23 protein-coding genes and 2 tRNA genes are annotated in these 25,563 nt (G+C 64.2%); 8 read left to right on the top strand and 17 right to left on the bottom strand.

What is annotated here, in order from left to right; all coding sequences use genetic code 11:
• Position 1: 1 nt before the first annotated feature.
• From HZ321_RS12755 to folP, 11 genes are all read right to left on the bottom strand, one after another.
• The gene (locus tag HZ321_RS12755; protein WP_181702743.1) at positions 2-1,102 is read right to left on the bottom strand and encodes an ABC transporter ATP-binding protein; all 1,101 of its coding nucleotides are present in this window, start codon (positions 1,100-1,102) and stop codon (positions 2-4) included.
• Between the two features lie 119 nt (positions 1,103-1,221).
• Positions 1,222-2,886, bottom strand: coding sequence for an amidohydrolase (locus HZ321_RS12750; RefSeq protein ID WP_181702742.1), 1,665 nt, complete (start codon positions 2,884-2,886; stop codon positions 1,222-1,224).
• A 32-nt stretch (positions 2,887-2,918) separates the two neighbouring features.
• Positions 2,919-4,352, bottom strand: a complete 1,434-nt coding sequence (locus HZ321_RS12745) for an amidase (protein ID WP_181702741.1) — start codon at positions 4,350-4,352, stop codon at positions 2,919-2,921.
• Positions 4,353-4,517: 165 nt separating this feature from the next.
• Entirely contained in the window at positions 4,518-4,727 is a 210-nt protein-coding gene (locus HZ321_RS12740; protein ID WP_181702740.1) for a hypothetical protein, read from the bottom strand.
• Between the two features lie 133 nt (positions 4,728-4,860).
• A complete protein-coding gene (locus tag HZ321_RS12735) occupies positions 4,861-5,424 on the bottom strand; it encodes a DUF447 domain-containing protein (RefSeq protein WP_181702739.1) in 564 nt (187 codons plus the stop codon).
• Positions 5,424-6,851, bottom strand: coding sequence for a DUF6513 domain-containing protein (locus HZ321_RS12730; protein ID WP_181702738.1), 1,428 nt, complete (start codon positions 6,849-6,851; stop codon positions 5,424-5,426). Before HZ321_RS12730 ends, HZ321_RS12735 begins: the two co-directional genes overlap by 1 nt.
• 19 nt (positions 6,852-6,870) lie before the next feature.
• Positions 6,871-7,509 (bottom strand): amino acid kinase family protein, encoded by a 639-nt coding sequence (locus tag HZ321_RS12725; RefSeq protein WP_181702737.1) that lies wholly within the window; start codon positions 7,507-7,509, stop codon positions 6,871-6,873.
• Between the two features lie 4 nt (positions 7,510-7,513).
• Complete coding sequence (locus tag HZ321_RS12720) at positions 7,514-8,200, bottom strand: (5-formylfuran-3-yl)methyl phosphate synthase (RefSeq protein WP_181702736.1); 687 nt, start codon at positions 8,198-8,200, stop codon at positions 7,514-7,516.
• A complete protein-coding gene (folK, locus tag HZ321_RS12715; RefSeq protein ID WP_244635843.1) occupies positions 8,197-8,736 on the bottom strand; it encodes a 2-amino-4-hydroxy-6-hydroxymethyldihydropteridine diphosphokinase in 540 nt (179 codons plus the stop codon). The genes HZ321_RS12720 and folK overlap by 4 nt, the downstream gene beginning before the upstream one ends.
• The gene (gene folB / locus HZ321_RS12710) at positions 8,729-9,097 is read right to left on the bottom strand and encodes a dihydroneopterin aldolase (protein ID WP_181702735.1); all 369 of its coding nucleotides are present in this window, start codon (positions 9,095-9,097) and stop codon (positions 8,729-8,731) included. Before folB ends, folK begins: the two co-directional genes overlap by 8 nt.
• Positions 9,094-9,915, bottom strand: a complete 822-nt coding sequence (gene folP / locus HZ321_RS12705; RefSeq protein ID WP_181702734.1) for a dihydropteroate synthase — start codon at positions 9,913-9,915, stop codon at positions 9,094-9,096. Before folP ends, folB begins: the two co-directional genes overlap by 4 nt.
• Positions 9,916-10,305: 390 nt before the next feature.
• Here folP and HZ321_RS12700 point away from each other — a divergent pair, with 390 nt between their 5' ends.
• From HZ321_RS12700 to HZ321_RS12680, 5 genes are all read left to right on the top strand, one after another.
• Entirely contained in the window at positions 10,306-11,040 is a 735-nt protein-coding gene (locus HZ321_RS12700) for a class I SAM-dependent methyltransferase (protein WP_181702733.1), read from the top strand.
• Positions 11,041-11,514: 474 nt separating this feature from the next.
• Positions 11,515-11,591, top strand: a tRNA-Pro gene (locus HZ321_RS12695).
• 63 nt (positions 11,592-11,654) lie between these two features.
• Entirely contained in the window at positions 11,655-11,960 is a 306-nt protein-coding gene (locus tag HZ321_RS12690; RefSeq protein WP_181702732.1) for an ETC complex I subunit, read from the top strand.
• A gap of 31 nt (positions 11,961-11,991) precedes the next feature.
• Positions 11,992-12,068: transfer RNA gene (locus HZ321_RS12685), tRNA-Arg, on the top strand.
• A gap of 97 nt (positions 12,069-12,165) precedes the next feature.
• Positions 12,166-14,010: a site-specific integrase gene (locus HZ321_RS12680; protein WP_181702731.1), complete on the top strand. Its 1,845-nt coding sequence runs from the start codon at positions 12,166-12,168 to the stop codon at positions 14,008-14,010.
• 585 nt (positions 14,011-14,595) lie between these two features.
• Here HZ321_RS12680 and HZ321_RS12675 read toward each other — a convergent pair.
• The 4 genes from HZ321_RS12675 to HZ321_RS12660 all read right to left on the bottom strand — a co-directional run bounded on the left by HZ321_RS12675 (position 14,596) and on the right by HZ321_RS12660 (position 18,678).
• Positions 14,596-15,966, bottom strand: a complete 1,371-nt coding sequence (locus tag HZ321_RS12675; protein ID WP_181702730.1) for a hypothetical protein — start codon at positions 15,964-15,966, stop codon at positions 14,596-14,598.
• 1 nt (position 15,967) lies between these two features.
• Positions 15,968-16,753 carry a hypothetical protein gene (locus HZ321_RS12670; protein ID WP_181702729.1) on the bottom strand — a complete coding sequence of 262 codons (786 nt, stop codon included), beginning with the start codon at positions 16,751-16,753 and terminating at the stop codon, positions 15,968-15,970.
• Between the two features lie 105 nt (positions 16,754-16,858).
• Positions 16,859-17,518, bottom strand: coding sequence for a hypothetical protein (locus tag HZ321_RS12665; RefSeq protein WP_181702728.1), 660 nt, complete (start codon positions 17,516-17,518; stop codon positions 16,859-16,861).
• 575 nt (positions 17,519-18,093) lie between these two features.
• The gene (locus HZ321_RS12660) at positions 18,094-18,678 is read right to left on the bottom strand and encodes a recombinase family protein (RefSeq protein WP_181702727.1); all 585 of its coding nucleotides are present in this window, start codon (positions 18,676-18,678) and stop codon (positions 18,094-18,096) included.
• A gap of 403 nt (positions 18,679-19,081) precedes the next feature.
• On the opposite strand from HZ321_RS12660, the gene HZ321_RS12655 reads away from it, so the two are divergent.
• From HZ321_RS12655 to HZ321_RS12645, 3 genes are read left to right on the top strand one after another with little or no spacing between them, the layout of a single operon-like run.
• Positions 19,082-22,486, top strand: a complete 3,405-nt coding sequence (locus HZ321_RS12655) for a DNA methyltransferase (protein WP_342343847.1) — start codon at positions 19,082-19,084, stop codon at positions 22,484-22,486.
• Positions 22,487-22,512: 26 nt separating this feature from the next.
• Positions 22,513-23,088 carry a GIY-YIG nuclease family protein gene (locus HZ321_RS22030; RefSeq protein ID WP_425305398.1) on the top strand — a complete coding sequence of 192 codons (576 nt, stop codon included), beginning with the start codon at positions 22,513-22,515 and terminating at the stop codon, positions 23,086-23,088.
• 36 nt (positions 23,089-23,124) lie between these two features.
• Positions 23,125-23,985, top strand: a complete 861-nt coding sequence (locus tag HZ321_RS12645; RefSeq protein ID WP_181702724.1) for a restriction endonuclease — start codon at positions 23,125-23,127, stop codon at positions 23,983-23,985.
• On the opposite strand, the gene HZ321_RS12640 is transcribed toward HZ321_RS12645, so the two are convergent.
• Both HZ321_RS12640 and HZ321_RS12635 read right to left on the bottom strand, forming a co-directional pair.
• Positions 23,982-24,428 (bottom strand): PIN-like domain-containing protein, encoded by a 447-nt coding sequence (locus tag HZ321_RS12640; protein ID WP_181702723.1) that lies wholly within the window; start codon positions 24,426-24,428, stop codon positions 23,982-23,984. The two genes, HZ321_RS12645 and HZ321_RS12640, sit on opposite strands and share 4 nt — an antisense overlap.
• The gene (locus tag HZ321_RS12635) at positions 24,425-25,096 is read right to left on the bottom strand and encodes a MerR family transcriptional regulator (protein WP_181702722.1); all 672 of its coding nucleotides are present in this window, start codon (positions 25,094-25,096) and stop codon (positions 24,425-24,427) included. The genes HZ321_RS12640 and HZ321_RS12635 overlap by 4 nt, the downstream gene beginning before the upstream one ends.
• Between the last annotated feature and the right edge of the window lie 467 nt (positions 25,097-25,563).

Genomic DNA, 25,563 nt, shown 5'->3' with positions numbered 1-25,563 from the left:
GTCAGTCCCTCAGGACCTGGGCGACGCCGCCCGGTATGTCGATGCCGACGGGCTGCCCGGCCGCTAGGTGCACCTCCCGGCCGCGCCGGTTCTGCTGGCGCACGGTGAAGGGCGCGCCGCTGTCCAGCTTCAGGTGATAGTGGGTGTCGGTGCCGAAGTAGACGACGGTGTCGACCGTGCCCTTCACAGCGGCGGTTTCGGGGTCCGTGATGACGGCGTGTTCCGGGCGGACCACCACGGTGACCTCGCCGGCCGGCGTCATGCCGTCCGGCACGCCGGCGGCGATGACGGCGCCGGTCCCCAGCTTGATGTCGGCCCGCCCGGGGGCGGCGGACAGCACGGTGCCGGTCAGGAAGTTGGTCTCGCCGATGAAATTCGCCACGAAGCGGTTGGCCGGATGGTCGTAGATGTCGCGCGGGGAGCCGACCTGGAGCACCTTGCCGGCGCTCATGACCGCGATGCGGTCCGACATGGTCAGCGCCTCCTCCTGGTCGTGGGTGACGAAGACGAAGGTGATGCCGGTCTCGTGCTGCAGGCGCTTCAGCTCGATCTGCATCTCCTTGCGCAGCTTCAGGTCGAGCGCGGAGAGCGGCTCGTCGAGCAGCAGCACCTTGGGATGCGGGGCCAGCGCCCGGGCGAGCGCTACGCGCTGCTGCTGACCGCCGGAAATCTGGCTGGTCTTGCGGCCGCGCATCTCCGTCATCTTCACCAGCCGCAGCATCTCGTCGACCGTCTTGTCGATCTCGCCCTTGGGCCGGCGCAGCATCTCCAGGCCGAAGGCGATGTTCTGGTCCACCGTCAGGTGGGGGAACAGCGCGTAGTTCTGGAACACGGTGTTGATCGGCCGCTGGTAGGGCGGCAGGTCGGAGATCTCGTCGCCGTTCAGGCGGATCTCGCCCTCGGTCGGGTACTCGAAACCGGCGATCATCCGCAGCAGCGTCGTCTTCCCGCAGCCGGAGGGTCCCAGCAGCGTGAAGAACTCGTTCGGCTTGATGAACAGGGAGACGTCGTCCAGGGCGCGGAAGTCGCCCTTTCCAGGCTGCGTGAAGAGCTTTCCCACGTTCCGGATCTCAAGTCCGGCCTTTGCCACGACGCTGGACAACCGCTCGCCCCCGATATCGTTGTTCCAGGAAGACTGCCCGTAAACAAGGCTGCTGCGCAAGTGTGCAAATGGTGTTCGGCCGATGTTTGTGATCACATACCAATCGGCGGTTCAGCTGCTCAACCTTCCCATGTCACGATGCCGTCGCACACGGTGAGGGCGACCTGAAGACCGCCGATCTCCTGCGGGGGCGTGGCATCGATATCGCCCGACAAAACGACCACGTCGGCCAGATACCCCGGCTTCAGCATGCCCTTCCGGTCTTCCATGAACTCGGTGTAGGCGCCGTCGATGGTGTAGCCGGCGATGGCCTGGTCCAGGGTTTGCCTGTGATCACGCAGGCCCTCCTTCCACGACGGCCGTGTCACCGCCGCCTGGATGCCTTCGGTGACGCTGACCGGCGAGACCGGCCAGTCGCTGGCGAAGACGAGCCGGCCGCCTGCATCGCGGATGGTGTTCCAGGCGTAGGCCCACGGCCAGCGGTGCTCGCCGATCTTGGAGACCGTCGGTTCCAGCGGGAAGTTGCCCGCGCCGGGCGGGTGCGGCGGCTGCATGGAGGCCATCACGCCGTAGTCGACGAGACGGGGGATGTCGTCGGGGTGGATCACCTCGATGTGCTCGATCCGGTGCCGACTGTCGCGGACTCCATTGGCCTTGCGGGCGGCTTCGTAACCGTCCAGGACCATGCGCACGGCCCTGTCGCCGATGGCGTGGACGGCGATCTGCAGGCCGCGCCGGTCCGCCTCGGTCGCGATGGCGTTGAAGCGCTCGGCGGTGAACAGCGGGTCGCCGCGCCAGCCGGGCCGGTCGGCGTAGTCCTCCAGCATGGCCGCCGTGCCGCTGTCGATGACGCCGTCCATGAACAGCTTGACGAAGCCTGAGCGCAGGCGGTCGCTGTCGTACCTGGCCGTCATGGCGCTCGCCTTCTCCAGCGCCTCGATCGGCATGGCGTCGACGAAGTGCATCGGCACCCGGGCGCGGCAGATGAAGTCGCCGGCCTCGATCAGCTCGTCGATCAGCTCCAGCTGGTAGAAGTTGCCGTCCATGTTGTGGAAGCTGGTGATGCCGTGCCGGGCAAGGTGTTCCAGCCCGCGTTTCATCACTGCGCGGTCGGCCGCCCGTTCCTCCGGCGTCGGCGGTTCCGGCTCGCCGCCGTTGGTCAGGCCCTGGCGGACGCGGGTGCCGACCTTGGAGAGGGCCAGCACCGGCCCGAAGGCTTCGCCCTCGCGTAGTTCGCCGCTCGCCGTTCCGTCCGGCGCCATGACGATCTCGTTGCCGACGCCGACCGGCTTGCCGTGCAGGATCCCCGCTGCCGCAAGCGCCGCGGTGTTCGCCCAGGCGGTGTGGTGGTCGGGTGCGAACAGGAGCAGCGGGCGGTCCGGCAGGATGGCATCGAGGTCCTGCCGGGTGGTGATCGCCTGGTCGGAGAGCATGGTGTAGTCGGCCGCCTGGCCGATCACCAGGTCCGAACCGGGCCGGGTGGCGACGTAGCCGCGGATCTTCTCCGATACCGCGAAGACCCCGCGCACGCCGGAGAGGTCGCAGTGGTCCAGCTCCAACCCGCCCGGGAAGACATGGAGATGGCTTTCCACGAAGCCGGGCAGCACGGTGCGGCCGGCTGCGTCGAACACACGGGTGGCCGAGCCCTTCAGCGCGAGAATTTCGGCATTGTCGCCCACCGCGGCGATCCGGTTCCCCAGAATGGCGACCGCTTCGGCGAAGGGTTTCGAGGGATCCACGGTCCTCACCCGGCCGTTGACGATAACCAGATCGGCGTTGTTCATCAGGGGCTCTTCCTTGGGCTTGTCGACGTGGATCAGGCGAGAGGCCGGTTACCGGCCTGGAGCCAGGGGAAGGCCTGCTCGTAGGCCAGCCCGACCTGGAACACCGAGACGTCGTCGTAGGCGCGGCCGACGATCTGGATGCCGGTCGGAACGCCGGTTTCGTGCATGCCGCTCGGCACCGACAGGACCGGCAGCCGGCTCAACGTGTTGAAGGGCGTTGTCATCGCCCAGTCGTCGTCGCTGACGATCTTCTCCACGCCGTTGAACACCAGCGGCGTCTTCAGCGGGTGGAACTCGGCGGGAACGCTCGGCAGCGCCAGCGTCGGGCAGACGAAGGCGTCGTAGCCTTCCATCATCGGGCCGAAGCGGTCGTACATCTGCGCCTCGACGGTGCGGGCGTAGTGGTAGTCCTCCGGCGTGGCGCTCTTGGCCGCCAGGATGTAGTCGATCGCATAGCCCGTCATGAACGTGCGGTCGCGCTCGAAGTCTTTCGACATGGTGTTGCCCCAGCCGTGGGCGAAGTATCGCTCGGCCGCACGGGTGATCTCGCTGGTCCAGCCGGTCTCTACCTCCTCCACGACGGCGCCAAGGTCGCGAAGGACCTGGATCGCCTGCCGCGTTGCCGCTGCGACGCCGTGGTCGACCTCATAGGCGCCGAGATCGATGGAATAGGCGATCCGCTTGCCCCTGAGGTTCGCGGGGGCTTCAGTCGGCACCACCACACGGTCGGCAAGGCTGGCGATGTCGCGCGGGTGGCGACCGGAAACCACGTTCTGCATCAGCGCCGTATCGATAACCGTGCGGGACATCACACCGTAGTGGCAGTAGGTGTCGAGGTTGGAGCCGGAGGGCGCCGGGTTGCGCCCGTAGGGAGGCTTGTAGCCGACCACGCCGCAGGCCGATGCGGGGATCCGGATCGATCCGCCGATGTCCGATCCCGTCGCCAGCGGCGAGCCGCCGGTCGCCAGCACGGCGCCGGACCCGCCGGAGGAGCCGCCCGGTCCGAAGTCCGGATTCCAGGGGTTGCGGGTCACGCCGTAGAGCCGGGAGTGGGTGGCGCCGAGGATGCAGAACTCGGGCACGGTGGTCTTCATGTGCGGGATCGCGCCGGCGGCCAGAAGCCGCTCGACCACCGGGGCGGTGTCGCTGTCGACCCGGTCCTTGTGGATGAGGGAGCCGTTGGGGCGGCGGGTACCGGCCAGCTTGTCGGCTTCCTTCACCGCCAGCGGCAAGCCATCGAGCGGGCCGGTGGGCGCGCCGCCCGCGTAGCGGTCCGTGGCCATGGCCGCCGCTTTGCGGGCGGCCTCGTAGAACCGGTCCGCGATGGCGTTGACGGTCGGCTCTACGGCCTCGGCCCGGGCGATGCAGGCCTCGAGATACTCGAGTGGAGACAGGGACTTGGCTTTGAAGAGGCGGAGCGCCTCGGCGCCCGACAGGTAGGCGGTGGTGTCGTCGGGCTTGGTCATTCGCGGCCGCTCTCACGCATGCCCTTGGCGGGCTTTCGAAGAGCTTAAGCCGGGGAGGGGGGAGGGCGGCAATCCCCCATCGGTGGAATTCGTTTCCTCAGGCGACAACGTCCGAAACACACAAGCTCCGTGTCGCGTCTGTTCTGCGACCGGAGGGTGTCGGCTTCACTCGGCCGGGGCGAGGCGGGTGGCGCCGCACAGGAGCAGCGACCAGGCCGAGTGGGTGGCGCGCAGGTAGCCGTCGCGGTGGCAAATCAGGCCGAGGTCCACCAGCTTGTTCACCGGGTCGGTCTGGACCGAGCGCACGCTCTGCTTGGTGATGAAGACAAGCAGTTCGAACTGATTGTCGGACAGATCGTGGCGGGTGAGCAACATGGGAACCTCCCAACTCCGTGGTCGGCCCCATTCATATCTAATTAGAATGTGAGATAAAGCGCGTTTGCGAATTCTAGTTAAATCGGCTCGCGGGCAACACGCTCTCTTTAAATGAAATACGCGCTGTTAAGGTTTACTGAGCGTTCCGATAGTCCTCGATCCGCTGCATAAGCCAGCTCCAGGCCTCCAATTCCTCGGGCCCGGCGCACTTTTCTATCGCAATTCTCAAATATGTGATCTCGCTGTCGACCTTCTCGGCCGGAAGCATGCCGAGACGGGTGGACAGGATGGCGGCCTCCAGCACTGCGGCCTGTGCCCTGTTGAACCCCAGGAACGGCCGGTGCGCCACCTGGTGCACGACCCGGCAGCGGAACCGAGGACGCTGCTCGTGATCCTCGAAGGACACGGCCTCCAGTTCCATGTGCCCGGTGGTATCCGCCAGCCGCACCCCGTCGACCCTGTCGGCCGGGACGGTCGGCCAGTCGCCCCGTCCGGTCAGGAAGCCCGCGATCACACGGACGTCCGAAGGGGCGGACACCACCAGGAAGGGGTGGCGCGCCAGGTTCTCGATCGCCGGCGAGGGGCGGAACGGCAGGAAGATCCAGTCGTCGCCGTCCCGGTGCAGGCCATAGGGGCGTACGTGAAAGCTGCCGTCGGTGTTCTTGGTGGCGACGATCGTCTCCAGGATGAACGGCATCATTCCTCCTCGGTCCGGCGCGGGGTCTTGCGGGTCGCCAGCGTGTGCCCGGCCTCCTGCAGTCGGGTCAGGTCCTCCACCTTGCGGTCGGCGGAGATGCCCCAGTCGAGCGGATTGTCCTGGGCGTAGCGCTTGCCGAGGGCATAGGCGATCTCGGCCTTCTGGATCTCCGCGCCGAGATAGAAGGCGTGGCTGCCGTCGGTCTCGACGCCCAACTTGGGGAAGAAGTCGAAGGCGTCGGTGTGGATTTCGTGGATGTCGCGGTTGTAGACGTGGACGCCATCCTCGGCGACCTCTATCCGGAAGTTCCGGTCGCGCACCTCGCCGGCCGCCATAGCGATGCCTGCGGGCGTGTTGGCGTAGGGCTTGCGGTCGTGCAGGCCAAGCAGCGCGCTCGAATACCCCTTCGGCAGCCCTCCGTCGCGCTTGGCGGCGGCCATGATCCGACGGGCGGCGTCGTGCTCGTGCACGGTCCGGCGGGTGTGCGGGCTCACCTGGACGATCAGCACGCCCGAGATGTCCAGCTCCGAGCAGATGCCGAGCAACGTGGCGGTGATGCCCGTGGTGTCGGCCTCGGTGAGCTCGGTGAGGTTTCCCGTTCCCATCAGCATCCGCGCCTCCGGCATCCGCCGGCGGAACTCCACGTAGCGGACGATCGAGTCGGCAAACCCGAAGTGGATGGGGTCGAGAATCGGGTCCGCCAGGTAGGGCAGGTCCCAGCGGTCCATCTGTTCGGCGGCGCGGATCAGCGAGTCGAGGTCGCCGGGGCTTGCCGGCACCAGGATCGGTACAGCCGCCACCTCGCGGGCGAGAGGGAGGGTGTTCTCGTTCAGGGAAAGCAGGTAGTCCGCGCCGGCCTCCGCGCCGATGCGCAACTCGTCCACGCTGGCGCTGTCGACGGAAACCTTGAAGCCCTCAGCCTTCAGCGTGCGCACCAGCTCGGCCAGATGGGGGAACGGCGTATCGGGCAGGCAGCCGATGTCGATCACGTCGGCGCCCGCGGACTGGTGTTCGCGCGCTCGGGCGACGACGTGCTCGATGCTGCTTTCCGGGGCCTCCACGATCTCGGCGAAGATCAGGAGGTCGTAGCGCGACAGGTCGGGCTCCCGCGCGCCGCGGCCGAAGAACTGCGGCAGGTCCACCACCTCGTCGGGGCCGCGCAGGACCGGCACGCCGAAATGGGCGGCGAGAGCATCGAGGTCCGCGCGGCATCGACCGGGCAGCACGACGCGCGTGGCGTCGGCGGGCAGGGTAACGCGGCGGCGGATGATCTCCTCGGTCATCAGCGCGGCCACCTTCACGCCGACGTCCAGGATGGAATAGCGGAACGTGTCCGGTGCCATGCCGGCCATCACCGTCTCCACCCGGGGGTAGGCGAGCTTGCCGGTCAGAAGCACCACGTGATCGCGAACGGCCGTGTCGTCCATCGGCTTTCCAGTCCCTGGCTCAGGCGTTCGTCACGATGGAGCCCAGTTTCGAGCGGGGCAAGCCGACGAGGTCGGGAAGTTGGTCCACGGTCGCGGGGCCGATGATCCGGATCGGGCAGGACAACCGCGCAGCCAGGCTCGGGAAAGCAGCGTCGACCAGCCCGTCACGGGCGAGCTCGCCGGTGCTGGCACTGGCCGGAGCGTCGGCGGACTTCACCAGCACGAGGCCGACCGCGTCGAGTTCGAAGGCGAGGAACGCGGCGTAGCTGTCGGAGGTCAGCGCCCAGCTTTCGGGCAGGCCGCCGCCGCCGGTCTGGATCCGGTCGGTCAGGAAGATCGGGATCCGGCCGGCTGCGTGCGCAGCGTCCACTTCGTTCCGGGAGGTCGCCATCACCAGCGCCGGTTCGAGTTCGCAGATCGCCTCGGCGAAGAGGTTCATCGCCGCCAGGGCCTGTCGGTGCGCCAGCCGGTCCGAGATGCCGAGCCGGCCCTGCACCTCGCGCACCGCATCGGCGTAGGGGCCGCCGCCCGTGACGATGACGATCCGCGCCGACGCGGTCGTCAGGCTGGACAGGATCTCGCGCAGGCGGCCGCGGTCCGCGGTCAGGCTGCCGCCGATCTTCACGATCACCCGATCGCCTGTCCGCGGCATGGCCATGGCGTCAGCCGCCTGCGGCGCGGCGGGCGCCGTGCACGGCAAGCGCGGTCGCGACGGCACGCACCTTGGCCGGATCGATCGGGTTGGTGCGCACGTCGTTCTCGCAGACGCCGCCGCGAAAGCCGACCACGTCGGGCAGGAACGGGAGCAGCGTTCCCACATCCACCACCTTCAGCGAGCCGGCGAGGCCGACCATCAGGCCGTTCTTTCGGGCTGCGGCGACGAAATGCGCGATGTCCGCCAGCTCCATCGCCTGCAGCAGACCGGCGTCCTTGCCGGCCGTGTCGAGCATCACGCCGTGGAAGCCGGAGAAGCGCGCGACACCGACGAGGCCGAGGTCGGGCTCCCGGTCGGCGGCGAAGACGGCGACGAGCTTCGTGCGGGCACCCAGCGCGCCGCCGATCCGGGCCAGCGTTTCCGCGCCGGCGTCTCCAGCGGGAACCGCCACCTTGACGATGGGCGCGCCCGCGGCAACCAGCGCCTCGATCACCGCGAGGTCGGCGCTGTCGCCGGCGGCGGCGGTCACCGTCGCCCGGTCGCCGACGGTGCGGACGATCGCGGCCACCGTGTCCGGGGTGAGGGCGCCGAGCGCACCGGCGGAAGGGTCTTTGGCGTCGATGTAGGCGGCGCCGTTGGCGAGGGCGACTTCGGCCTCCTCCGGCGAGGTGACGGAGACGAGGAGCGCGGTCATGCGGCGTTTCCTTTGGCGCGCGGCGGCAGCTTGACGATGCCGGTGCTGTCGAAGGCCTTGGCGTGCTCGGCGACGGTGACGCCGCCGATCGGCAGATCCGGAGCGATCTCGGAGAGCGGAACCAGCACGAAGGCGCGGTCCAGCATGTAGCGGTGCGGCACGATCAGGTCGGGCGTCTCGATCACGCGGCCCTCGTAGGCGAGCACGTCGATGTCGATCACCCGCGGACCCCACTTCTCCATCCGGATCCGGCCGAGCTCCTTCTCCACCTCCAGGCAGAGGTCGAGCAGTTCGTGCGGGGCGAGCGAGGTTTCCACGATGACGCAGGCGTTGACGAAGGGCTGCTGGTCCGTCTTGCCCCAGGGCGGGGTCTCGTAGTCGGACGAGCGGGCGATCACGCGGGCGCCGCGTTCGGCGAGCAGCGCCAGCGCGTCCTCGAAGGTGGCGCGCACGTCGCCGATGTTGCCGCCCATGGACAGGTAGGCGTGCGCCGGTCGGTGCATCTGGAAGGGAATGCCGGCGGAGTGTTCAGCCATGGCGGGCGCGCTCGATCTCCACGGAAACGCCGTCGATCACCGCCGGAACCGGGGCGGACGGCTTGTCCACGCGTACCACGATGGACTGGACGTCCGGAAGGCGCTCCAGGATCGCAGCCGCGATGGTCTCGGCGAGGGCCTCGATGATCCGGAAGCGGCGCTTGGTGGCGATCTCCACGGCGATCTCTGTGAGGTCGACGTAGGAGACCGTCTTTTCGAAATCGTCCGCGAGGCCGGCGGCGCGGCTGTCGACGCGGGCCTCCAGCCAGATGAAGAAGCGCTGGCCCAGCTTCTCCTCTTCCGGGTGCAGTCCGTGGTAGGCGAACACCGCGATGTTCTTGACGAAGATCCGATCCGTCACCGCATCCGCTCCTTGATCGCTTCCACCACGCGGGCCGCCTCGATGTGAGCCCGGACGTCGTGAACCCGGATGATGTCTGCCCCCAGCAGGATCGACACCGCGTTGGAGGCGATGGTGCCGTTGATGCGGTCCTTGGGGACGAGCTTGTTGTCGTTGAGGATGCCGATCAGGCTCTTGCGCGAGGTGCCCATCAGGATCGGGTAGCCGAGCGCCTTGATCTCCGGCAGCCGGGCGATCGCCTGGAGGTTCTGCTCGAACGTCTTGCCGAAGCCGACGCCGGGGTCGACGATGATGTGCGCGTCCGGGATCCCGGCCTTCAGCGCGATCTCGATCGAGCGGCCGAACCAGGCCTTCATGTCCTCGATGATGTCCACCGTCTCGTCGATGGCGTGGCGGTTGTGCATGACGATCACCGGCGCGCCGTGCGCGGCGGCGACGCGGGCGATGTCGGGCTCGCGCTGCAGGCCCCAGACGTCGTTGACGATCCTGGCGCCGGCCTTCAGGGCGGCTTCCGCGGTGCCGGCCTTGTAGGTGTCGATGGAGATCGGAACCCGATGCCGGGCGGACACCTCCTCGATCACCGGAACCACGCGGCGGATCTCCTCGTCCAGCGGCACGACCTCGGCGCCCGGCCGGGTCGATTCGCCGCCGACGTCCAGGATATCCGCGCCTTCCTCCACCAGCGCATCGGCCTGCGCCACCGCCGCCTCCAGCGCGGCGAAGCGGCCGCCGTCGGAGAAGGAATCCGGAGTCACGTTGAGGATCCCCATCACGAGGGTCTTTTTGCCGAGGCGGGGCAGCAGCGGAATGCGGGACATGGGCTTTCCAGACGAACGGTGACCGGCACCGTTCCTATAGGCGGTTTTCCCCCCCAGTTGTACAGCCGCCATCGCCCCCGGGGAAACATTGCCGCAGTGGGGGAGGGGGTACTTCGGCACACGCTGCTATCTTGAGTTCTCGCATCGGCGCCCCACTGGCCTTAGGGATGGCGGGGCATTGTGCGTTCGGCGAACATCAAAGCAAGTACAGCCTCCATCGTGATTTGGAGGAGGGACTGTTCTCATCACTGAGAGATGGCATGAGAACGTATAAGGAACAACTGACGGCAAGTGTCAGCGAACAGGCTGCTGACAAGCCGGTGGGATCGGACCCGCATTGACCGTGATTACCGGGTGCACTAGGACACCGGAAAACGCGAGGCAGTCGCTATGTTCCTAACACGCACTTTGGACAGACTGAGCAGGCACTATCTCAAATCGCGGGGATTTTACGTCTCCAAGTTTTTCCAAAAGGATAGGGATGAAGACTACGCACTGAACCTGAGCGGCTATAGTGATGGTGCGAAAAAATTCAGCTATTCAGCCTACGCGGAAAAGCAGATCGAGGGCAACAAGCGAAAATTCGACTTGGTCTGGGCAGATCAGGAGACAGTGCGCTGCATCTCCGAGCACCTTCGGCGTCATATCCCAAATGTTCGCCAGGGACTATGCCACGGGTCGCGTAATGGCTCGGAAATCCGTTGGTTCGCGACCGAGCTCGATTGCAAGGTTATCGGGACGGACATTTCCCCGACGGCGACCGCCGTTCCTGACATGGTCCAGTGGGATTTTCATGAGGAGAATCCCGACTGGGTTGGTCAGTTCGATTTCGTCTACACGAACTCTCACGACCATGCCTACGATCCCAAGAAAGCGGTAGACGCTTGGGTCGGCCAGCTCTCCGACAGAGGTGTCCTCTATCTGGAACACACGACCGCGCATTCTGAATCAGGTGTCACTGAACTTGACCCATTCGGAGTTAACCCAAAGATCCTGCCGTTCGTCGTGTTGGGTTGGGGTCAGGGACGTTACTGCGTTCAGGAGATCCTCAAACCGCCGCATCGAAAAGCAAAAGGCGATGAGATCTGGATTTTCTGCATCCGCAAAGTGGCAACGGCCGCTTGATCTTGGCCGCACCAGACGTCGATCGTGCAGCGGTGGGCGAGACAGTCGCCGAGCGTGGGTATGCTGATGGCGCGATCAGTTTTGCTGTTCGACGACACGGAGGGCACGCCGGACTTACAAAACCGTCTCCATCATTCGCTGTCGCGGGTTACTGCCGAAGTGTCTCTCGGCGAAGCGGAGAGGGCCGTCGGTGCGAGCATTTGCAAACCTCGCCGCGTCCGTGACCGTGTGGCAGTTCACGAATCGCACCTGGTCACGCCCTCTTGCATTCACAATCGGCAGTGCACCTCGTGAAAGCCCGGTGCTGGACGATGGGGGGGCGGCGGGAACATAGCAGCAACCCATTTCGGGACTTTTCCGGAACTCATGGTTCCGAAATGCTTCGATCGGCGCCAATCCGTTTCGAATGAGCCTCCGTGAGCAGTTGCCTTTCCCCGCCCAAATCGCTAGGTAATCCGCGAGGTTCGCGTGTCTCGGGGCATAGCTCAGCCTGGTAGAGCACCTGCTTTGGGAGCAGGGGGCCGCAAGTTCGAATCTTGCTGCCCCGACCAGCGCGCGGATCGGACAGGAACCGGCCATGCGGCGCGCGGCCGGCTGAGAGGAGCCGATTGGTCATGACCGCTCGCATCTACATTCCGTCGCGGACCGCCATGCAATCGGGCCAGGCCAAGACGAAGCAGTGGGTTCTCACCTACGAGCAGGAGCGCCCGCGCGGGGTGGAGCCGCTGATGGGCTACACCTCCAGCACCGACATGCTGCAGCAGGTCCAGCTTTCCTTCGACACCAAGGAGGAGGCGATCGCCTACTGCACCCGCCACGGCATCGCCTATCGCGTCTCCGAGCCCAAGGAGAAGAAGGCCAAGCGGATGTCCTACTCCGACAACTTCAAGTTCAACCGCGTCGAGAGCTGGACCCACTGACGGTCCCTCCCGCACGCGGCCAGACGGCCAAGGCCCCGTAGCTCAGCTGGATAGAGCAGCCGCCTTCTAAGCGGCAGGTCAGAGGTTCGAGCCCTCTCGGGGTCGCCAGTACTTCCTTAAGCCCTTCTGAACGAAAAAGCTGTACGCTCTCAGCACCTTGGCAGAAGCCCGCTGGTACAAACACGTTGTACAAACGGGGTGCCGGATGACAGGGCTGAGCTACATGCAGAGGCGCAAGGGCAGCGGCATCTACGAGTTCCGCAAGGCACTGCCGCGTTCGCTGGCCGGGTTGCCTGTTCCCGCGCATCTCAGGGGCGCGTGTCCCGAACTCATCAATCCCGCCACCGGTCACTTCAAGCGAGAGGTCACGAAGTCTCTCGGCACAGCGGACTACCGCACGGCGAGCGCGAGGAACGCCCGTGAGGGGTCGCGCGTGCAGGATCTCTTTGAGATGGCCGAACGCATGCTCCGGGCCGGTCCCCCGGTGCCGACCGAAGCCGACCGTGCGGAGATGGCGGAGGCGGTGGTGGCCGATTGGCTGGCATTCGTTCAGGAGCAGCGGTTCGGTGGCGACGATCGGCGGAACTTTCAGACGGAGGAGGATCGGCGGCGGTGGCCGGACCTGGTGCCTCTCACGAAGGGGCCGGGGGACTTCGGAATGGAGAAGGACCATCACGCGGTCCACGGGGAGTTCATTGAAGAGGAGCTTGCAGCGGCGCGGCTGGCACGCTCCGAGGTAGATGTGGCGGCGGTGAAGGTGGAACTCGCCTCTCATCTCCGCTCACTTGGCCTCACGATGCCGGAGAACCGGGAGGAGGTGAAAGCGCTCCTGTCGGCGGCGTTCGATGCAAGGATTTCGGCACTGGAGAAGATGGCGGAACGCCAAGCCGGGCGGGAGACGGTGGTCTGGACGGCTTTGCCTTCGCAGCGAGGGCCGAAGCTCTCGGAGGCGCTTGCCGAGTGGAAGGCGGGCGGGGGAGGGCGCGACGGACGGAAGGTGACGGCCCTCTCGGCAGAAGAGGCGGGCCGGGCGGTTCGGCGGTTCACGGAGCGTTACGGGGATCTCCAGGTCGGGTCTATCACCCGCGCGAAGGCGAGGGAGTTCCGGGATGCGCTCGTCAGACTGCCGAAGGGGCTTCCGAAGAAGATCGCGGACCTTCCCCTTATGGAGATCCTGAAGCGGGCCGATCTCGGAAAGTACCCGCTTCGGTCGGTCTCGACGGTCAACAAGGAGATCACGCTGATCGGGGCTGTGGTGGCGGCGGCGGAGAAGGCCGGGCACCTGGACGCGATCCCGGACTTCCGCAATCCATTCGTAGACCTGCAACTGACGCAGGCGGAGAACGCGGCCGAAGGACGGGAGGAGTTGTCCCGCGACGATCTCACGGCCCTGTTCGCCCGGCCGGTTTACGCCGTGAACGACCGGCCGAGAGGCGGGGGAGGCGAGGCGGCGTTCTGGTTCCCGCTGATCGGCCTGTTCTCGGGCATGCGGCTGGCCGAGATTGCGGGGCTCCGGGTCGGAGACCTGAAGACGGACCCTGAGACCGGCCGGGCGGTGTTCCAGGTGGTCTCGCACGAAGGACGGCGGCTGAAGACGGCGAGTTTCCGGCGGATCGTTCCCGTCCATCCCGAGCTTGAGCGGATCGGGCTCCTCACCTATCACCAGTCCCGCCTCACGGACGGGCCGGAAGCTCCGCTGTGGCCGCACGTGCAGTTCGATCCTGAGCGGCAAGGCGCGGCGGCGTGGTCCAAGTGGTTCGGGCGGCAGCGTAACGAGGCGGGCCTGCCGAGGGGCAAGGACTTCCATTCGCTGAGGCACACCTTCAAGTCCATGGCGCGAGGCGCGGGGCTCGATGAGGAGGTGCACGATGCGCTCACCGGGCATGCAGGGGGAGGCGTCGGGCGGAGCTACGGGTCGGTTCCCCTGACGCGTCTGGTGGCGGAGATGGACAAGGTCAGGGCTCCCGTGGACCTGTCGGGGCTGACCTGGAGGCCGGGGCGTCCCGTGGTCTTGAGGAAAGCTCCGGCGCGGGTCGTGAAGAAGACGTAGAGCCGGGCCGTGGTCAGGTGGTCCTCGCTTCGCTCGGTCCATTGTTCGATTGCTCGCTCCGCTCGCGTGTCTCGCTCCGCTCGTGCAGACCCCCTCGCCTCCACCAGTTCTTCGGGCAGGGCTTCGGGTCTGGCTTCGGGTCTGGCTCCAGGGCAGGGGCGGGGATGGTGGATCGCCTCCACCGCCTCAATGGCTTCCGGTACGGCTTCGGGCCGGGCTTGAGGCAGGGGCTACGAGCCGGGCTTGAGGTCAGTGCTCTGAGGGACCGACCTTGAGGGGATAGTCCTTCCCTCCCTCCTCCTCCCCGGCCTGCCACTTGGAGACACTGTCCGGTGTCACCCTGGTCACTTGGAACACAGAGCCAACCGTCATGGTCTCCTCAGGCAGGCTTGGCGAGGGCTTCAGGTCATGCTTGTAGAGGGGCTTCAAGCCCGTCGGCGGTGGTGGTGGATGGCGGAGGAGGAGGGGTCTACGAGAGCTACTGAGGGCACACCGGGGGGCATTGCGAGTGGCATAAAGTGAGAGAGCGGCGATAACGCAGCAGATGCAATGAGTTATGCCTCTACGATCCTATTGAGCAACGAATTACGCAACTCGTATATTCAACGGCAAGCGCCGACCGCAGATCGCCTCGGCGGCATCCTCCATGGCGGTCTCCGCTTCCGCCTTCCGGGAGACCGGCACGAGGGCGGCGTCGTGGATTGGCAGGGCGGTGATCCCCCGGTCCAGGAGCTTCAGGAGAGCGAGCACGAGGATGTCGCTTTCGGTCTTCTGAAGGCGGAGCCCTGCGCCGCTCTCGAAGCTCTCGGCAATGAGGGGATGGCGGCGGCGGATTGATTCCCGGAGCGCAGACCACGTGATGCCCGCCTCCTTACGCGCTTTGGCGTCGATTGACTCAGGGAAGCTCCGTAGCGGCCGGTTTGCGGTGAGCAGTGCAGATGTCGCCTTCTTCACGATCGCCCGTGTATGGCCTTCCAGCGAGCCAGAAAGGCGGATGTCATAAAGATCACCCTCAGGCGGCGGGTGGCCGGCGGCGATGTAGGCGAGGCGGGGCATCATGGCCGAGAAGTCCACCTCCGCCACCGCCTCCCCGTCGAGCTTCAACCGGGAGCGGCGCTCCTTCGGCATGTTCAGCCAGAAGCCTCCGTAAAGCCGTCCCGCGTGGTCGAGGGCACGGCGGCCGGGCGCGTCGCGGGGCACGACGAAACGACGGCTGAGGAACCGCTGGTGGAAGTGCGGAGAGGGCTCTTGGTCGGGCTTGAAGCCGATCTCGGCAGTCCAGAGCGCCCGGTTGATCCGCTCCACCTCCTCCTCCATGCGTCTCACGTGGTGCGTCCTACGGAAGGGCACGGGGAGGCGTTCGGACGAGCCATCGCGCTTGCGGAAGGTCTCCCGCAGGATGATCGGCGCGAAGTCGGACGTGCGGCCGAAGTCTCCACGGGAGACGGCAGCGGGGAACGGCGGGTCGAAGAAGGCGGCGGGGATGAAAAGGCAGGAGGGACTGGCGGGCTTGCCTTTGAGGCGAGGAGAGGCGGTCAGGGAGACCACACCAGCCGCTTGGAGCGTGTGCAGTAGCTTGGCGAGGCAGGCTTGGCCTCGGGGTATGCCTGGAGCGAGCTTCGTGCGGGGCGTGGCGAGCGCAATGCGGAAGGCGGGCTCGGGGTGGCCTTGAAGTCGCTCCAGGGCAGCGTTGGAGACAAGCGCAAGGACGGACCGAAGGAGGAGAGCCGCGTCGGTGGCCCTGCGCTTGCGTTGGCGCGGGTTGCGGGCGTCATGGATGGCGATGAGGTGTTCGGCAAGGAGGTGGAGGGCGGGATTGGTGGTGGTCCAGTACGGATCGAACCACGGCCGGGCAGAGCCGATTTGTGCTTCCCCTTCCTCCCGCACCAGTTCACTCGCGAAGGTGTCCTCATCCTCATCATCGCCGGCAGGGTCCGGGCGGGTCGTTTGGTCCACCTCAGAACTCTCCCTCGAAGGCCTTCCATCCGATCTCGCGGAACCTACGCCTTATCTTTCTGGCCTCCTCCTCCACCATGCGGGGCGTGATGTCCCCGTCTCCGGCTAGGGGCCTGTCCTCGGGCGGGATCGGTGGCGGGGCACGATCGTTGCCGAACCTGGAGCGGACCAGGGGCTCTTGCCGGTACGGCTTGGCACCGTCGCGCTCGACCTTGAGGGCCAGCACGGCGGGCACGTGCTCCGCCTCGACGAACTCGCATGCGGTCCTCAGGGTGCGCCCGAGGGTGCGGAGAACCTGACCGCTGGACTTGGCCGCCCTGTACCAGGACGAACCGGGGCCGTAGCTGGTCCGCTTGCCGGCGGCGAGGCGGTGGACCGACTTGGCGAGCTGGACGTCAAGGAACTCCCGACCGGACGGCTTTGAGTGGTCCTCCAGGTGCATCGCAAGGACGGCCACGCACCGCTCCAGGATCACGGCTGGCGGGATCTTGGCATCTCTCAGGCGGGCGAACGCGGCGCGGGCCTTCACGTCGGGATTGGCGCGGCGCAGGTCGGTGATGCGGGTCGACCGGCCGGAAGCGAGAAGCGTCTCGATGGCGATCAGGGCGTTTGCGATCCAGAAGTCGGGCTTGCGGGGCTTCAGGTATCGGGCAGCGGCGCGGCGGTAGGGGGCAAGGTCGGCGGCAGAGTACGAACGCTTCCACTCCGATCCGTGCCGGGCCTTGAACTGGCGGTGATAGCGGCAGAGGAACAGCGACAGGCCCGTTCCCGCTGCCGCCTCGGGCACTCGACCGCATCCGAACACAGCGCAGCAACGGCTGGCGTCGGCCGAGCGTTCGAGGGCGCGGACGGTGAGTTGAGAGGGGCGGCGGCGGGGAGGAGCCATGGCGGGTCAGGCGTCCGAGGTGCCGAGCGGATAGTGCTGGTCGAGGAAGGCGTAGCCGTCCCGGAGCATGGCATCGAGATCACGGGGGGTCAGCCCGCCGAAGTTGCCCTCTCCGGCTGCAAGGGCGGTGGCCAGCTTCTCGCATGACCAGGAGATGGCGTCCTCTCGTCCGTACTTGGCAGTCGGATGCTTGGAAAAGCGCCACGGAGCGGACCGGCGTAGATCCTTGAATTCGCCCTCTTTGGTTTTTGAGGCGGCGAGATAGCCCGGCTGAGCGTCCGTGACCAGTCGCCCGAGCATGATCCCGGATGGTTTGTCCTTGAAGTTTACCTTTGGAAAATAGTAGCCGTTTTTCTTACCTTTCCTGTCAATCTCGACCCAAACTCCACTGATAAAATGAAGGAGGAGGAGATAATACATCGGAATATCAAGAAGACGCTCGGTCAGACCTTCCGCATCGGGCTTCTGAAACCAGACTTCCACGTACTGACCTTGGATGTCTTGCTTGATATTCGCACGGGCAATGCCGACTTCTTCCAGTCCCGACAGCGGCAGAAGACGAGCGTCGGCCGGTGCCGGATCAGTCTCTAGCAAGCTGTCGTTGTAAGCAGCGAGGGCGGCGAGGGCAGGAGCGGGGAGGCGGCGGTTACGCACTTGACGCGACATGAAGAACTCCAGGTTTGCGTTACATGCAGATCAATCGATAGAACGACGGACTGATCGCAACCTATGCGTACGCGCTTCTCCCTCGCTCGTCAAACACTTCTCCTCCTCCGATCCAGTCTCCGCCAGATCACGGTCAGCATACAGGGCATCATCTTGAGCTCGCCTCGATGCATCCTCTTGTTCAACACCCGCACTCGAATGAGTTGTCTCTTGATTGCCCTCGAATAGGTCTTGTGTATATCTTGAATACACTTGGTGCATTCTCTGGAATTCGTCTAGGGCTTTGTCTATGGGCCACATGGTGATGCCCCTGGACTTGGTCTAGGACTTTCTCTAGGGGTCCGGTGATGCCTCGGGACTTCGTCTATGACTTCCTCCAGGAGGCCGCATGGTGGTGCCTCAAGCCTTCCATCGGATAACCCGGAGTTGCAGATCTCTCACCGAGGTGCTCTTGAGGGGCTACGGACGGTCAAATCCATGCGACAGGCGGCAAGCGGTCAGCCTTGCGGCTGGTCCGCCGGGAGAGCCGAAGGGGCGGGGCTTGAGGTTGGACCTCGGGCCTCGCCCTTCTCGTTTCATGCGGTGGTGGTGTCGGGGGCGGTGGTGGTGGTGGCGAGGGCTCGGTAGACGCTGCCTCTCCCGATCCCGAGGGCCTTTGCTATGTCGGTCGGGGTCTTGCCCTCCGCCGCCATGGACCGCACCGCGTCTGCCTTGAGTTTGGCGCTTGGTGGCCGGCCCTTGTAGCGGCCTTCCGCCTTGGCCTTGGCGATGCCTTCCTTCTGGCGCTCCAGCATCATCTCGCGTTCGAACTGTGCGAACCCTGAGAAGATGGTCAGGATGAGCTTGCCGGTGGCGCTCTTCGTGTCCACGCGGTCGCCTCCGAGGTTGACGATGCGGAGCCCCGCCCCTTTCCTCTCCAGGTGCTCGACCACGTGCCAAGCGGTGGTGACGGACCGTGCGAGCCTGTCGAGCTTGGTGACAACCAGCGTGTCCCCCTCGCGGACGAACTCCAGCGCCCGCTCAAGCTCTGCCCGATCGGCCACCGAGGAGACGTGCTCCGCGAAGATCTTCTCGCATCCCTCGGCGGTGAGGTCGCGGTGTTGAGCTTCGAGCCCGGCTTTCTGTTCGGTGGTGGAGGTGCGTGCGTACCCGATCAGCATCCTTGATCCTTTCTCGGTGGTGTCCAGAAGGTCTAAAGATGCTGAGTCGCCATCGTCCAGAAGTCAATGGCCACGTTTTGGACGCGGTTAACGGGCGGGGGCGGACACGTCCGAGAGGGCGGGGTCTATTGGACGGGCGATTTGCCTTGGCCGGTCGGACCCGCCGTATTTGCATCGCCGGGGGGGGGTAGAGGGGGGAAACGGTGCCTTTGCCGCGTACAGGTCACCTCTCACGTGCGCGACCCTTGGCATCGGTCCGGATAACCAGACAGCGAGGAGGCAAACAGCACATCAACACTCATAATTCCTACAATATATCAAACACGTTCGGATTGCTCTTCTTGTTGTCGACTCCTCTGCGTGTATGTATCGTCTTCCTCGTTGCGGCGGGGGCGGGCGGACTGTGGCTGCGGCGGTCGAGGAGTTCATCAGGCGCTGGCAGGGCAAGGAAGGCGGGCAGGAACGGGCCAACTACGCCCTGTTCCTCGCCGAACTCTGCGATGTGCTTGGCGTTCAGAGGCCCGATCCGGCCGAGGCGACAACCGAACAGAACCACTATGTGTTCGAACGGGTGGTGAAGGAGATCGGGAGGGACGGCACCGTCTCCAGCCGCCGGATCGACCTTTACAAACGCGACAGCTTCATCCTGGAAGCCAAGCAATCCCGCTTCTCCGGCGACAAGCAGCCGAGCGGGCCTCAACACTCCTCACCGGGCATACCGGAAGCCGCTCCGCGCGGGCGGCGTGGCACCGATCGCGCCTGGGACGTCCTGATGCTGAACGCCCGGCGGCAGGCTGAAGACTATGTCCGCCTTCTCCCTGCCGATCACCAGCCGCCGCCGTTCGTCCTCGTCTGCGATGTCGGGCACTGCATTGAGGTCTACGCGAACTTCCGCCGGGACGGGAAGGCGTTCGACCAGTACCCGGATCGTCGGGCATACCGGGTCTATCTGGAAGACCTCCGGGACGCTGCCGTCCGGGATCGCCTCCGCGCGATCTGGGAAGACCCGATGTCGCTCGACCCTTCCCGGCATGCGGCGGAGGTGACGCGGGATATTGCCTCCCGGCTGGCGAAGGTGTCGATGGCCTTGGAGAAGGCCGGGCACCCGCCCGAAGAGGTCGCCATGTTCCTCATGCGGGTCCTCTTCACGATGTTCGCCGAGGACGTCGAACTTCTCCCGAAGGATTGCTTCAAGGAACTGCTCCGCGATTGTGAGGCGAATCCGGCCATCTTCCCCGGCATGCTGGAAGACCTGTGGCGGGCGATGGACGAGGGCACCTTTTCAGCCACACTTCGACAGAAGGTGAAGCACTTCAACGGTGAGTTCTTCAAGAACCGCCGCGCTCTCGCGCTCCCGAAGGAGGAGATCGGCGAGCTTCGACGGGCGGCCGAACACAACTGGAAGAATGTGGAGCCTGCGATTTTCGGCACACTCCTGGAACAGGCGCTCGATCCGCAAGAGCGCCGGCGGCTCGGTGCTCACTACACGCCGCGAGCCTATGTCGAGCGACTGGTGATCGCCACCATCATCGACCCCTTGCGAGCGGACTGGGCGAACGTCCTGTCTACGGCCGAACGGCAAAAAGCGGATGGCCGGAGCGGCGCTGCGGTGGCAACCGTCCAAACTTTCCACAACCGCCTCTGCGACACCCGCGTGCTCGACCCGGCGTGTGGCACGGGCAACTTCCTTTATGTCTCCCTCGAACTCATGAAGCGATTGGAGGGTGAGGTTCTGGACGCTCTGGCCTCCCTCGGAGGCGGCAAGGCGACGACCGACCTTGGAAGGCGGACGATCAATCCCCGTCAGTTCCTCGGCCTGGAGGTCAACAGACGGGCGGCAGCGATTGCCGAGTTGGTGCTCTGGATCGGGTACCTTCAGTGGTATTTCCGCACCCTTGGAGAACCGCCTGGCGAACCGGTGCTGTCCGCCTTCCACAACATCACGGCCATGGACGCCGTGCTCACCTGGGACGGCTATCCCCTGCCGAAGGTGCAGGGTGGCAGGGAGGTCTATCCGAACCCGCGTCGGCCTAAATGGCCGGAGGCGGACTTCATCGTCGGCAACCCTCCATTCGTCGGCGGAAAGGACATACGGGCGCGGATGGGCGATGGCTACGCCGAAGCGCTCTGGTCGGCGCACAAGCCCATGAACGAGAGCGCGGACTTCGTCATGTACTGGTGGAACCGCGCGGCGGATATCCTGCTCGCCAAGGGCACCAAGCTCAGGCGCTTCGGGTTCGTGACGACGAATTCGATCAGCCAGGTCTTCCAGCGCCGGGTCATGGAGAGATATCTCACGGCCAAGAAGCCGCTGTCGATTGTCATGGCAATTCCCGATCATCCTTGGACGAAGGTCAGCCGGGACAGCGCGGCGGTCCGCATCGCGATGACGGTGGCGTTGGCGGGGAAGAGTGACGGTCTGTTGCGCGAGGTGACGGCCGAAGCTGATCTCGACACGGATGCGCCTGTAATTGGGTTCGTCGAGAGGGCAGGGACAATCAACTCGGACTTGTCGGTCGGTGTGGATGTGACTCGCGCGGTTCCGCTTCGCGCCGGAGAGGGGCTCTCGTCGCCGGGGGTAAAGCTTCACGGATCAGGGTTCATCGTCACAAAGGCCGAAGCCGAGTTGTTAGGCCTTGGACGAAGGCCCGGCTTGGAGGACCACATTCGCGAATATCGGAACGGACGGGATCTGACGGCCCGGCCGCGCGGGGTGATGGTGATCGACCTCTTCGGGCTCGAAGCCGACGAGGTGCGGAAACGCTTCCCTGAGGTCTACCAGCGCATCTTGGCGACTGTGAAACCGGAGAGAGACCACAACAACCGAGAAACCTACCGTGACCGTTGGTGGGTCTTTGGCGAACCTCGACGTGACTTAAGGCCGGCGCTAGCGGGCTTGACTCGCTACATTGCGACGGTTGAGACATCGAAGCATCGCGTATTCCAGTTTCTCGATCGTGCGATACTGCCCGACAACATGTTAGTTGCGATCGCTCTGTCTAGTGGTTTTGATCTCGGGGTTTTATCATCGAAGGTCCACTCTACATGGGCTTTACGGGCCGGAGGGTGGCTCGGAATCGGGAATGATCCTCGCTATTCCAAGTCGCGTTGCTTCGACCCGTTCCCCTTCCCGAATTCGGCCGAAAGTCAACGCACGACCATCGAAGCACTTGCTGAGAACCTCAACGCGCACCGGAAGGATGTTCTCACCCGCCATCCGCATCTCACCTTGACGGGCCTATACAATGTCTTGGAACGCCTCCGCGCTGGCGCGTCCCGTGACGATCTTGACGCGAGCGAGCGACGCATCTTCGACGACGGTCTCGTCCTGATCCTGAAGGAACTCCACGACCGTCTCGACGCTGCCGTTGCCGAAGCCTACGGCTGGCCTGCCGACCTGCCCGAAGAGGAGATCCTTGCCCGGCTTGTCGCCCTCAACCAGGAACGGGCGGCAGAAGAAAAGCGTGGCCTCGTCCGCTGGCTTCGTCCCGAGTACCAGATCCCTCGCTTCGGCACGGAGAGCGAGAAGGCCAAGCAGATCGAAGCCGATCTCGGCGGCGCTGTCGCTTCTTCCGAGGCTGCAACGCTCCCGGCTTTTCCAAAATCCGAACTGGACCAGACCGAGGCTATCAGGGCGGCGCTGGCCAACGCCCGAGGCTCGATCGATGCTGCCACCCTCGCCGCCACCTTCAAGCCCGGCCGGAATGTCCGCTCCGACATCACCGATGTGCTCATGGCGCTCGCGCGGATCGGGGAAATTTCATCGACGGACGGGGGCAGAAGCTTCGCGCTACGTAGGGTGGCGTGATAGTTTCTATTCTAGATGCATTGGGAATGCACCGCATGTATGTTTATTGCGCCACCAATCCTTCTATGCCCGGTCTTGTAAAGATCGGCATGTCGAATGTTTCCCCGACAGCCCGTGTCGATTGTCTTGGCCAAACAACGGGAGTTCCTACGCCATTCGAATTGGAATGGTACATTTTAACTCATCGGCCAATCGAAACGGAGGCGCAAATACACAAAGTCTTATCGGCACATCGCGTTTCTCAGAATCGAGAATTTTTTCGGTGCTCTCCAGAGACGGCGCGAAACGCTGCCGTAAGCCTCGGACACAGGGTGCATGGCGAATCCAGTGGATTCGGCATCGCCTATACACTTGGCCGTCCATCGTACGAAATGAAGGCGTTAGGTGTTGCGGCAATCCTTTTTGTCCCCTTTGCAGTGGTCCTCTTTTACGACGTCCGTATATCCCTCCTATCAGCACTCCTTCTCACGTCTGTGCCCCTGATCGGGATGGCCATAGCGCATACAGCTTTTGCGTCGGCCGAAGAAAAGAAGATCGCGGAGGCCAAAGAAGCTGACCAACGCCAGAGGAACAGCTTCATGAACGACGGAGTCCGTAGGTAATTTATCAATCTTCTCTTCTTTGGATCATGGTGCAATATGTCGCTTAATGTTCCAAAGTACGATGACTTCCTTCGTCCGGTCCTGATCGCGCTTGATGCGCTTGGTGGTTCCGCCACCAATGGCGAGATCGACGACAAGGTCGCGGTACAACTCGGGCTTGGTCCGGCACTTCTTGATCAGGTCTATGAGAAAACGGGCGTTCCGATCGTAGCGGATCGAATTGCCTGGGCTAGGTCATATCTCAAGATCGCCGGGCTTGCCGATAACCCCTCGCGCGGTCTGTGGATCCTCACCGACAATGGCCGGAAGGCTCTCGGGATCGACGAGAAGGTTCTTCGCCGAAACGTCAAGGAGGCGGCGAAGGCAAGAGCGAAGAAGGACGCCAGGAAGCCAACGGCCGACGACCGCGAAGAGGCTGCCGTTCAGGACGTGGCATCCATGCTCTGGTCTGATCGGCTCCTGGCGATCCTACAGGCGATGAAGGCCGATGCCTTCGAGCGTCTGGCGCAACGAATCCTCCGGGAGTCCGGCTTCACGCGCGTGGATGTGACTGGGCGCTCCGGAGACGGTGGCATAGACGGGAGTGGAATCCTCCGTATGAACCTCGTCTCCTTCCAGGTGATCTTTCAGTGCAAGCGCTGGCAGGGGGCGGTTGGCCCCGCCGTCGTGCGGGACTTCAGGGGCGCGATGGTCGGCCGGGCTGACAAGGGGCTGATCATCACCACCAGCACATTCACGGCAGAGGCCCGCCGGGAAGCGACAAGGGACGGCGCACCGGCCATCGATCTCGTAGACGGAGAAGCGCTGTGCGAGCTGTTGCGGGATCTGAAGCTCGGAGTTAAGACGCGGCTGGTGCCTGAGGTGGAGGTGGAGGAGGAGTGGTTCGGGGCGGTTTAGTTGTCGTCCGCCTTGTCGATCCGCGGATCTCTGATCTGTTCAAACCTGTCGGCACCAGGACTCCACAGGCCAGTCTGAGGTATGCGCCATCGGGATCCAGGGGTGGATTGTCTTGCTTTCTCCTTAATCACGGTCCACCAGCGAATAAGTAGAGCCGCTTGGCCAAATTTCTTTAGTTCGGGGAAGCCTCGCGGTGGCCAGAAGGAGATCAAGCCAGACTCGGTATACGATTTCAGATTGACAGGATCTTGTAGGATGTTGTGATCACCAGAAATCATCGCTGTTCCGCCTTCGGATTTGAAGCGGAATATCCAATCTGGATCCTCTATTCCTTGGCCGTAGTCTTCACGGACAGTGCTAATCTCAATACTTGAATCGGTTTCGAGATTGCGGATTGCTTCGACGATTTTCGGAGAAATGTTCTCATCGAACTTGATCTTCATGCGGCAAGTCGTTGCTCAAAACCGACTGCTTGGAACACGGATGCTGTATCGGTCCCGTACCATTCGGCGACTTCGTCGACATCCCCTTCAGCCAAGAAGGCTGCTGCTAATGTGTCTGTCGGAATGTACCCTGTGGATACGACAGGGCGGCCAAGAGCAAAGCGTGGATCAAGTATGACGTTCGGGAATTCCGGGAATGGAATCAGTCTTGCGGCCACATCGTCGAGATAAACGATGCTCTCAAACAAAGACGGTTCCAGCACAGTTGGAAAGCCAAATTCATCAGTCATGACATCTAGAATTCGGCGCTCGTTATCGTCTAGCGCCTCCTCCATGAAGACTCTTTTCCCGTCTGTACGAAAACGCGAGTTCGTTGCAAACGGATGAGGGCCGTTATTGGCGCGGAGCTTCTTTGCCGCCTTCCGGATCGTTTGCAGGCTAAGCCCGTGCTTGCGGAAGTGCGCGATAAAGCGGGCCTCGACCAGACCTTGAAACGAGACAACCCGTTTCCCTTGGACCGATATGTTTGGAGTGCATATGGCCGGCGGAAGTTTCGACTTGCTTGTCTCTTTGAGCCAAGAGGATACGCGCGTGGATGTGGATCCCGTCAGCTTTGCGACGAAAGCCACCGGATATACGCCTTCTCGTATCGCGTCTCGCCATTCCATCGAATCTGCTCCGATCCTAAAGGACATGTCGCGATATCAACTGTAAAGGTGTCCTTTCGATGCACCTGTAGTAGCAAGTCTCCGTCCTGCATGCCCTTTGTCGCGGCAGAGATTGCGATATCGATTAAGTTATAGATCGTGTCGAAGACAAGGTGGCAGGGCAAAAACAGTCTTCTGTAATGCGGGCAGGGCGACGCAGGATTCGATGATTAGCGCCCTGAAGGTCTCGCAATCGTATCCGGTTGCAGGTCTTAATCTTCAGCGATACCAGCTGTTGCCGTTGGGTTTGAATGCCGAGTCCACTTTCCGCCGCCGACAACAGGGGCAAACACTTGCTGTTGCCAAAAAGATGTCCGTCTCACGCGAGCGACCCTTCGGATTGCTCCGGGAATTTTCCGGGAGATCCGGGGCATTCGTCTTGAGGCAGGGCCAGAGGGGTGGTACAAATGCTCACCTTCGGGCATCGC

This window comes from Chthonobacter albigriseus (assembly GCF_013839445.1).
Taxonomy (GTDB): Bacteria; Pseudomonadota; Alphaproteobacteria; order Rhizobiales; family Pleomorphomonadaceae; genus Chthonobacter; species Chthonobacter albigriseus.
The sequence above is the reverse complement of the archived record's forward strand: the minus strand, read 5'-3'. Positions and strand labels throughout refer to the sequence as shown.

What these genes read in the sequence shown, in the direction of transcription:
- HZ321_RS12750 (WP_181702742.1), bottom strand. Translation starts at nt 2,886, where the DNA reads ATGAACAACGCCGATCTGGTTATCGTCAACGGCCGGGTGAGGACCGTG.
- HZ321_RS12745 (WP_181702741.1), bottom strand. Translation starts at nt 4,352, where the DNA reads ATGACCAAGCCCGACGACACCACCGCCTACCTGTCGGGCGCCGAGGCG.
- HZ321_RS12740 (WP_181702740.1), bottom strand. Translation starts at nt 4,727, where the DNA reads ATGTTGCTCACCCGCCACGATCTGTCCGACAATCAGTTCGAACTGCTT.
- HZ321_RS12735 (WP_181702739.1), bottom strand. Translation starts at nt 5,424, where the DNA reads ATGCCGTTCATCCTGGAGACGATCGTCGCCACCAAGAACACCGACGGC.
- HZ321_RS12730 (WP_181702738.1), bottom strand. Translation starts at nt 6,851, where the DNA reads ATGGACGACACGGCCGTTCGCGATCACGTGGTGCTTCTGACCGGCAAG.
- HZ321_RS12725 (WP_181702737.1), bottom strand. Translation starts at nt 7,509, where the DNA reads ATGGCCATGCCGCGGACAGGCGATCGGGTGATCGTGAAGATCGGCGGC.
- HZ321_RS12720 (WP_181702736.1), bottom strand. Translation starts at nt 8,200, where the DNA reads ATGACCGCGCTCCTCGTCTCCGTCACCTCGCCGGAGGAGGCCGAAGTC.
- folK (WP_244635843.1), bottom strand. Translation starts at nt 8,736, where the DNA reads ATGGCTGAACACTCCGCCGGCATTCCCTTCCAGATGCACCGACCGGCG.
- folP (WP_181702734.1), bottom strand. Translation starts at nt 9,915, where the DNA reads ATGTCCCGCATTCCGCTGCTGCCCCGCCTCGGCAAAAAGACCCTCGTG.
- HZ321_RS12700 (WP_181702733.1), top strand. Translation starts at nt 10,306, where the DNA reads ATGTTCCTAACACGCACTTTGGACAGACTGAGCAGGCACTATCTCAAA.
- HZ321_RS12690 (WP_181702732.1), top strand. Translation starts at nt 11,655, where the DNA reads ATGACCGCTCGCATCTACATTCCGTCGCGGACCGCCATGCAATCGGGC.
- HZ321_RS12680 (WP_181702731.1), top strand. Translation starts at nt 12,166, where the DNA reads ATGACAGGGCTGAGCTACATGCAGAGGCGCAAGGGCAGCGGCATCTAC.
- HZ321_RS12665 (WP_181702728.1), bottom strand. Translation starts at nt 17,518, where the DNA reads ATGTCGCGTCAAGTGCGTAACCGCCGCCTCCCCGCTCCTGCCCTCGCC.
- HZ321_RS12660 (WP_181702727.1), bottom strand. Translation starts at nt 18,678, where the DNA reads ATGCTGATCGGGTACGCACGCACCTCCACCACCGAACAGAAAGCCGGG.
- HZ321_RS22030 (WP_425305398.1), top strand. Translation starts at nt 22,513, where the DNA reads ATGCACCGCATGTATGTTTATTGCGCCACCAATCCTTCTATGCCCGGT.
- HZ321_RS12645 (WP_181702724.1), top strand. Translation starts at nt 23,125, where the DNA reads ATGTCGCTTAATGTTCCAAAGTACGATGACTTCCTTCGTCCGGTCCTG.
- HZ321_RS12640 (WP_181702723.1), bottom strand. Translation starts at nt 24,428, where the DNA reads ATGAAGATCAAGTTCGATGAGAACATTTCTCCGAAAATCGTCGAAGCA.
- HZ321_RS12635 (WP_181702722.1), bottom strand. Translation starts at nt 25,096, where the DNA reads ATGGAATGGCGAGACGCGATACGAGAAGGCGTATATCCGGTGGCTTTC.